The following is a 9,214-nucleotide window of genomic DNA, read 5'->3' on the forward strand; positions in this document are numbered from 1 at the left end:
GCGCAGCGATGCCGCGCTGCTGGCGCAGCTGCAGAGCAGGCGCCGCCTGTCCGTGGCGGTGGCACGCGACATCGCCACCCACCCCGGCTGGGAGTGGGTGGCGCGGTTGCCGGCGACCGAACAGGAGCTGCTGGTCGGCCAATGGCAGGCGCTGCGCGATCTGCGCCCGGCGCTGGACGCGATCGAGGACGGCGCCGACGCGGCGATGCGTGCGGCGCTGCGCAAGGTGGGCTTCCAGGGCGACTGGCAGGATATCGAGGTGCGCCTGCCCTCCACCCGCGTGGCCGGCATGGACGTCGACGACCGCCTGCCGCTGCTGCAGTTCTGCCTCGCGCGCGCTGCACAGGGCACACCGACCTTCCTGCGCGGCGGTGTGCCGCTCGCGGCCACCGAGCTGGCGCAGCTGACCCGCTTTGCCGGCAGCACCGACGCCCGCCGGTTGCGCGCGGACATCACTGCGCGGACCGAACGGCTGCGCCCGCAGCTGAGCCGTGCATTGCAGGCACGGCTGGTCGTCGACGCACTCAAGGCCAAGGCGAGCGGCGTGCTGGGCAGCGGCAACGCACACCGCCGCGGCGCCGACGTGGTGTTGGGGTTCCTGCAGGGCAGCGGTACGGTGGAACGATCCGCGCTGACCTATGTGGATCGCCTGGCCAATGGCGCGCCGGTCACGGTGCCGGTGCCCAACTACCTGGTGCTGCGCAGCGTCGGCGAGCCCGGCCTGCACGGCCAGGTCGTGCTGTACCGCTCGGACCTGTCCCGCTTCCAGGCGTTCGGCGACGAACAGGCCTTCCGCCAGTTCCTGGACACCCAGCGTGCGCGGATCGGCGCGTTTGCCGAGGGCGGCCGGATCGACGGCACCCTCGCCGGGGATGTCGTGGGGGCCGCGGCGCCTGCACAGCGTGCGGCCGTCGCTGACCTGGTAAGGCGATGGGAGGAGCGGCTCGCCCGGCATCAAAGCGGGCAGCAGGGGCCGCAGGCATGGAATCCCGGCGAGAGTTTCCAGCTGCACTTCGTCCCGGTGGACGAAGCCGCCGGCGCACTCCAGCAGTGGGCCGATGCGCTGGTCGACCACGGCCAGCAGCGGGCGCAGCAGCAGCTGGACCGCAACCTGCTGCGCTGGAGCCCCCTGGGCATTGCCAACGTCGCGGCGGAGCGCACGTACCGCCTGCAGCAGGACGGGACGCTGCAGACCCTGCGCCAGCACGCGCACGACAGCGTTGCCGACGCCATGAAGCATGCGCTGCGCACGGCCGGATTCCAGGGCGGGCCGGACGGGTTCGACCCGGACCGCGTGCGGCTGCGGGTAGGGAGCCACGAAATGGCCCTCACCGACTGGGCCACCAGCGGTTGGCAACGTTTCGGGCTGCGGCGGCCGTCGCTGCCGGTCAACGTGCCGGACCTGTCGCCGCACGAGATCGGCCTGCCCAACACGCGGCTGGACCCTGCACCGTGGCTGGAGGACGCCACGATGGATGCCCTGCAGCTGGTTGCCTACCAGGGCGGTGCGCAGGGCACGCCGCCGGAAGCGGCCGCACTGACCGCAACCCTGCAGGACCCGGCGCTGCGCCGTGCGATCTGCGTCGAACTGGAGGCCTTCGCCGACAGCAACCGCCTCGCCGACGCCTATATCGAGCACCTGCAGGCGCTGCCCGGCAGCCCACGCGGCGCTGCGTTCGCCGACGCACTGGCCAACCAGCTGCGCGCACGCAGCGCCTGGATGATCGAGACCGCCCGCCAGGACGGCACCCTCGATGCCGCCACGCATGCAGCGCTGACCGCCGCGCACGCGGCGCTCGACGCCGATGGCAGGCGCCCGTCGTCCCTGCAGGCGGTGACGCTGCGGGGCCATGTGATGGCGGGCATGTGGGCGCTGCGTACCGCGACCGGTCCGCAGGTGTTCCTGCCCGATACCGCACAGGGCGACCGCCTGCTCGACGATCGCGGCTTCCGCGCGTGGCTGCGCCAGCCGGGGGCCGAGGCCTACATCCGCGCGCGCACGCAGTACCGGCACCACCCGGACCTGGCGGCGATGTTCGAACACACCTCGGCCCGCCGTGCGCTGCCGGTGGACTATGCCGCCACGCGTGGCCCGCAGTCCGCCGCCGCGGCGCTGATCGCCGCGCGCATCGATGACGTGGACGAGATGACCGTGAGCCAGCTGGAGCGCTTCGCGGAAACCTTCAGCCTGGTCGGTGCGGTCGGCGTGGGTGCGATATGTTCGCTGGCCAGCGCCGGGAGCGCCGCTGCCGTGTGCCTGGCCGGCACGCTGGGACTGGTGGCCGAGAGTTTCCGCGACGCCCTCGACCACTGGGAGCGCGGCCTTTTCAACGACGCGATCCTCATCGCCGGCGCGGGGCTGTTCGACCTGCTGGATCCCGCCCAGCTCAGCGCCATTCCCGGTCTGATGTACCAGCTGGGCAGGCGCGGGGTGGGCACCGTGTCCGAGGCCGCCGATGCGGTGCGCCAGTGGCGCCAGCAGGCGCGCGCGTTCCGTCCCGACGGGCAGGTCGATACCGGCCTCGCCCTTGAAGACCGGTCACTGGCGGCTACCGGCCTGCCGATGCTGGGGCAGCCGCTGGCCGCTGGCGGCACGCTGTACCGGCAGGGCAAGCGGTCGTTCATCCGGCAGGAAGGGCGCTTCGTCGAAGCCGCGGCGGACCACGAGGATGTGCTGCGCCTGCACCTGCCCAAGGCGCCCGATCAGGTGGGGCCACCGGTCGAGTTCCGCAACAACGCCTGGCGGCGACAGGAGCAGCCGCCAGCCCGCCGTCGCACCACCACGCCGTCGCCGGTGGGCAAGCGGGAGTGGGTGAACCGGTTGCCGGAAGCGGAGAACCTGCCGCCGGAAAAGCTCGACGAGCTGGAAGCCGTGTTCGGGGTGCGCTCGCGCGATTCGTCGCCCAGTGCGGACCTGCGCCATGTGGTGCAGGCGCTGACCATCGACCAGCGCATCCAGCGCATCCTCGACGACCCCGGGGCGCTGGGCATTCCCGGTGATGAGGCGATCATCCTGCGCGCCTGGGCCGACAGCCCCGCGCTTGGCAACGGCAAGGGCGTTGAAACCTACGTGGAGACCATCGGCGAGTGGACCCGCGGTGCCCGCTTCGGGCGGGGCCCGGTTGGGTTGATGGTGGAAGTGGCCGACACACGGACCCTGCCCGGCATCGACGCGCTGGTCGACGCTTCGGACACAAGCGCACTGCGCCAGCGGCTGAAGCTGCCTGCCGACAGCGCCCGCGACACGTTGGTGGCGGCGGTGCGTGCCGAACTGGCCCGGGTGATCCAGGCCGATCCGGGGCAGAGCCGTATCACCTGGCAGCGCTGGATCAGCGCACAGCGCAGCCTGCCCACCGCCGCGGACAACCTGGCCAAGCACTTCCCCGAACTGACCAAGGCCGAAGCGGAAGAGATCGTCGCCCGCGCCAACGGCCTGCAGACGCGCGAGGTGGAGTCGTGGATCTTCTCGAAAGACATCCGCGCACTGGTGGCCGACACGCTCACCAGCCGCACCCAGCGCCAACAACGGCAGGCGGTGGTGAATGATGCCTTCGGCACGCTTGCCGATGTGCAGCAGCTGGCCACCCACCTGCAGTCGGCACTTCCCGGCCGCACCCTCAAAGTGCGTGACGATGGCCAGGGGGGCTCGCTGCTGCTGGTCGGCTCGGCGACGCCCGGGGTTGCCGAAGCGCGGCTGGCGTTCCGTCCCGGCGCTGGCGCGATGATCGTGTCGGATGCGCAGGGCAAGGCGCACCCGCACTGGCAGGACGCGCTGTTCGAACAGCTTGCCGCGTCGGAAAAGAGCCGGCTGGGCGACGCGTCCATGCTGCGCCGCGAAGTGGTCGAGCAGATGAAACAGATGCCGATCGCGGCGCGCTGCAGCGTGCGTGGACCGCTCAAGCCGGTTGCCGGGGGCAGCCCCAACAGTGATGCACGGCCCCATGAACGCGCCCGCCGGTCGGCGGACTGCGACCCACCCGACAGCATCTCGCTGGGCCCGGACATGATCGCCCTGCGCGACGACATGCATCGAAGGCTGGGGACGATGCGGCTTGAGCTGGACCGGACCTATAGCAGCCTGCGCGCGGAAGAACGCGAACTGAAGGCGCTGACCACCCGCATGATGCAGCTCAAGGCCGAGAAACAATCCCTGCCGCCTGCGGACGCGGCACGGATGAAGGAACTGCAGAAACAGAACTTCCGTACGTTGAACGGATACGACCTGATGAACGCGGCCTGCTACCGCCTGGACGGCATCGCGTACGACGGCGTTCCGCTGGGCCCATCACCCGATTTCCCGGACCGCGGGTTCGCCTTGAGTACCGTGCCGCGGGCATGGATGCGTCCGGAGAACTTCGTCACGCCGGTGCCGGTGCGTCGTGTGTTCCTGCCCGCCGCCCAGGCCGAGGGCAGGCCGATGCAGAACGACCTGTTCCGCGCGGACTATCCGCTCGGCGCGGACCTGATGCCGTCGGTGGGCAGGCTGGCCGAAGCGGGGCAGGCGTCGAAGAAGATCACCCTCACCGAACGCGATCTGCAGGTGACGGTGCCGGGCGAGAAGCAGGCCCGGTCATTCGCCCAGCTGACCGACGCGCAGTTCGATGCACTGGAGAGCAAGGCATTCTCCGACCCGATGCGGCAGTACATTGGCGAGGGCAGCCTGCTGGCAAGCAATGCAAGAACCCTGACGCCCGGCGACTACTACCTGTACCAGATCCGCTCATGCAGCGAGAGCAAGATCCTGAAGGGGTGGTTTGACGCATTGAAGAAGGCCGTGCCCGGGATTGCGGACCTTCTCGATGGAACGGGCCCGGTGCCCAAGGTCACCGGAAAGGTTGGCATGCTGTCCGACAGCAACCCCTGTTCCTACAGCTGCGATCGCCGCCTGGCCGAATTGAACAAGATGCTGCCCAAGGTCGAACTTACCGTGTTCTATCACTTCGCCACGCCGACCGAGGCCTTGGAGTGGCGGGCGGAACAGGCCGCGCTGCGGGTGATGGAGAAGCACCGCGCGGCATGGGAGGGCGCAGGACATTCCGAAAGCGACATGCATAAGATGGCAGCCGCCGAGTTGAAGAAGCCCGACGTCCGCCAGTGGGCCGATGAGCAGCTGATTGCTTCGCCGCCGGAGCGTCCGGTGCCGCGGCTGTGGACGCCGACGAAGCCGGAGGACGAGGGATTCTGAGGCGCGCCGCCGCTGGATGCGGCACCATGTCAACATCCGCCGGCCGGGGTGCGAGCCCCGGTCGGCGGCGTACCCACCCGATGTCGAGATAAACGCAATGATCATCAATGGCGCCGGCCGCGTTCCTGTCGTCTCCGGCGTAACGCCTGCAGCTGCAGTGGACTCCCCCTTGCTGGGCGAGGCCCGCGAGCAGGCGCTGGGCAAGCGCGAGCACGACTTCCTGCTGTTCGGCTCCCAGGCCACACCATTCGCCCGCGACCTGTTCCGCAGCGGGATCGCCGACGACCTGCTGGCTTATCTCGCACAGGGATTCCTGCAGGACGGTGAGGCCGGCGGGCCGGTACAGCAGAAGGTGGCAGCCGGGGACGACGACGACGGGCTCGATGCCTGCGGCGGGAATCTGACCCTTCGCGACGGGGTGCTGATCTTCGGCCGCTACAACAACCACGGCAACGGCGACTGCTATTACGCCTGCGTGCCGGGCGTGGCGGCGCCTGCGTTCTTCAGCATCTGCATCGAGTCCGGCATGGACGGCGGTGAGGGCTACGAAATCTCCGTGTCGCCCTCGATGGACTGGTCGCAATTCCTGGCCCACCTTCCACCTGCGTGAATATGGCGTGATGCCCAAGGCCGCATGCGGCGCAGCGACGGGCTTCGTTTTTGGCACGATCCCGCTATCCTGTGCCCATGCCGCCCTTGAAATATTTCCTGCCGCTGTTGTTCCTGTCGCTGGCCATCGCCTCGACCGCGCATGCGCGCGGCACCATCGAGAAGGTCGACATCACCGGCCTGGACAGGGACGACGATGCCGAGATGATCGAGAACATCGAAGTCTCGCTGTCGCTGTACGACACCATCGGCAAGGTCCAGGGCGAGTCGCGGCTGGAATACCTGCTGTCGCAGGCCGAGCGCCAGACCCGGCAGGCGCTGGAGCCGTTCGGTTATTACAACCCGGTGATCACCGTGGACAGCCCGCGCGAAGGTGACACCGTGCGCGTGGTGATCCATGTCGATCGCGGCCCGCCCACCCTGGTGCGGCGCGAGAACATCGACATCACCGGCCCGGCGCAGCTGGACCAGTACCTGCAGGAAGACCTCGAGAACTTCCGTCCGCGCAAGGGACAGCGCTTCGAGCACACGCTGTACGACGCCAGCCGCGTCACCGTCACCCGGCGCCTGGCCGAGCGTGGTTATTTCGATGCGGACTTCACCCAGCGCCGGGTCGAGATCACCCGCGCCGAGAACGCCGCCGACATCGACCTGACCTGGGACAGCGGCCGCCGCTACAACATGGGCGAAATCCGCTTCCACCAGGATTACTTCGTGGATCGCCTGTTCGACCCGCTGGTGTACTGGGAAACCGGCAGCTATTTCCACGAAGGCAAGCTGGACCGCCTGCGCGAGTCGCTGACCAAGCTGGACTACTTCAGCGTGATCGACATCCAGCCACAGCCGGACCAGGCCGATGAAAACGGCAACGTGCCGGTGGACGTCAACCTGACCCGTGCCAAGCGCACCATCTACACCGCCGGTGTCAGCTACGGCAGCGAGAGCGGAGCGGGTGTGCGCGGCGGCCTGGAGCGGCGCTTCCTCAACAGCCGCGGCCACAAGATGAACACGCAGCTGGACTATGCGCAGAAGCGCAAGAGCCTGGTCACCACCTACCGGATTCCGGCATTCAAGTGGCTGGACGGCTGGTACGGGCTGACCGCCAGTGCCTACGACGAGCAGACCGACTACATCGACCTGCGCAACTTCAAGCTGATCGGCAGCCGCAGCGGCGAGATCAACGAACACTGGACCGCGATCGCCTCGATCAACGCACTGCGCGAGCGCTGGCGCTACGCGTCGGGCACCGAGTTCACCAACGCCATCTACAACACCTCCACGCTGGTGTACCCGCAGCTGGTGGCCGACTACGTGAACGTGGATGACCGCCTGGCCCCGCGCAGCGGCATCAGCGGCAGCGCCACCCTGCGCGGTGGCGTCGAAGGCGCCGGCTCGGACACCAGCTTCGTGCAGGCCAGCATGATGCTGCGCTGGTTCATTCCGGTCGGCGACGCCGATCGCCTGATCCTGCGCGGCGAAGGCGGCACCACCTGGACCAGCGACCTGGTCGCGATGCCGCCGAGCCTGCGCTTCTTCGCCGGCGGCGACCGCAGCATCCGCGGCTACGCATTCCGCGAGGTCGGCCCGCGCACGCCGCCACCGGACAAGTTCGCGCTGGGCGCGAAGAACCTGGTCACTGCGTCGGCCGAGTACGAGCATTACTTCAAGGGCGGCCCGTGGGGCGGGGCGGTGTTCGTCGACACCGGCAGCGCCTTCGACAACGATATCGACCTGCACACCGGCGTGGGCTTTGGCGTGCGCTGGAAATCGCCGGTGGGACCGGTACGCGTTGACGTGGCGCATGGCCTCAACAACCCGGACTCGAAGTTCCAGCTGTACCTGAGCATCGGAGCGGACCTGTGAGCACGCCGACCCCGACGCCCGCGCCGCCGCCGCGCAGGCGCTTCTACCGCAGGCGACGCTTCTGGGCGTGGTCCGGTTTCACCGTGCTGGGGCTGGTGCTGCTGGCGCTGCTGCTGCTGTACTGGCTGCTGCAGACCGTGGCCGGGCGCGACGTGCTGCTGGCGCAGGTGGTGGCGCGCCTGCCGGTCGGTGCCACGCTCACCTGGAGCAAGGTCGATGGCCCGGTGGCCGGGCCGCTGGTGCTGCACGACGTGGATTTCCGCTACGACGATATCCACTTCACCGCCGAACGCGCCTACCTGGACCCGGACATCCGCCCGCTGCTGGGCCGCAAGCTGCAGCTGGATGCGCTGCAGATCAAGAATGCCACCCTGAACCTGGCCAAGAGCGATGAGCCGTTCGAAATGCCGTCGTGGCCGGGCTCGCTGCCGCAGATCGAGATGCCGCTAGCGATCCAGGCCGACACCATCATCATCGACGGCTTCCGCATCACCCAGGCGCAGGAACCGCTGGTCGACATCACCAAGCTGCGCGGTGGGCTGGAGATCGCCAACGGTGAGTTCCGCGCCCGCCAGCTGAAGATCGACAGCGACCTGGGCGACTTCCGCGTGGATGGCCATTACCTGCCGGGCAACGACTACACCACCGACATCACCATCGGCGCCGCCTTGCCGGCGCCGCGCGGACGCACCCCGGCCCGGCTGGGCCTGGTCGCGCGCGGCGACCTGGCGCGCATGGAGATCGCCGTGGCCGGGCACGCACCGGCACCGTTGCAGGCCAGCCTGGTGTTCGAAGGCCGCGACGAGCCGGTGTGGAAGGCCAGCGCACGCAGCAAGGAACTGGACCTGGCGCTGCTGGTGCCGGGCATGGACCCGGCCACGCTGCCGCTGTCGCTGGACTTCAGTGCCAGCGGCAAGGGCGGCCAGGCCAACCTGCAGGGCCGTATCCAGCAGGGCGACCTGGCCGTGGAGCTGGCGCCGTCCAACGTCGGCCTGGCCGACCAGGTGCTGACCGTGTCGCCGCTGGTGGTGAAGGGCTGGGGTGGCCAGGCGCGGTTGCAGGGCACGGCGGATTTCCGCGACCGCGAGAACGCCAGCCTGCGCTTCTCCATCGTCGCCAACGACCTCACCTTCGTGCCCGAACCGGACACCACCACGCCGGGCGCGGCCAAGCCGGTTCCGGTGACCCTGAAGGAAGCGCGGATGGGTCTGGCCGGCACGCTCAAGACCTGGGCGGCGGTGGGCAAGGCCTCGGTCGAGCGCGAGCAGCAGCGCGCGGACCTGCAGTTCGACGTGCGCGGCAGCGACACCGCCGCGCAGATCAGGCAGCTGCAGGCCAAGACCCCGGGCGGCGCGCTGGATGTGACCGGCCAGGTGGCGTGGGCGCCGCAGCTGGACTGGGACGTGGCCGCCAAGCTGGCCGCGTTCGATCCCGGCTATTTCGTGCCCGGGTGGGACGGTCGCCTGTCCGGCGCCGTCGCCTCCAAGGGTCGCCAGCTGCCGCCGCCGGCGGGCAGCCCGGCCGGCACCGCCGGCAGCTATGAAGCCACCGTGGACG

3 protein-coding genes and 1 pseudogene are annotated in these 9,214 nt (G+C 69.4%); all 4 read left to right on the plus strand.

Annotated elements, in window-relative coordinates; genetic code table 11:
* Positions 1–5,185: hypothetical protein (locus tag RWO33_RS17020; protein WP_314106344.1), on the plus strand; the 5,185-nt coding region annotated here is incomplete at its 5' end.
* A gap of 157 nt (positions 5,186–5,342) precedes the next feature.
* Positions 5,343–5,795 (plus strand): hypothetical protein, encoded by a 453-nt coding sequence (locus RWO33_RS17025; RefSeq protein WP_314106345.1) that lies wholly within the window; start codon positions 5,343–5,345, stop codon positions 5,793–5,795.
* Positions 5,796–5,872: 77 nt separating this feature from the next.
* Positions 5,873–7,657 (plus strand): autotransporter assembly complex family protein, encoded by a 1,785-nt coding sequence (locus RWO33_RS17030; RefSeq protein ID WP_314106346.1) that lies wholly within the window; start codon positions 5,873–5,875, stop codon positions 7,655–7,657.
* Positions 7,654–9,214 (plus strand): annotated as a pseudogene (locus RWO33_RS17035) (translocation/assembly module TamB); the annotation flags it as partial. The gene RWO33_RS17030 and the pseudogene RWO33_RS17035, both read left to right, overlap by 4 nt.

It is taken from the genome of uncultured Stenotrophomonas sp. (assembly GCF_963519925.1).
Lineage (GTDB): Bacteria > Pseudomonadota > Gammaproteobacteria > Xanthomonadales > Xanthomonadaceae > Stenotrophomonas > Stenotrophomonas maltophilia_AE.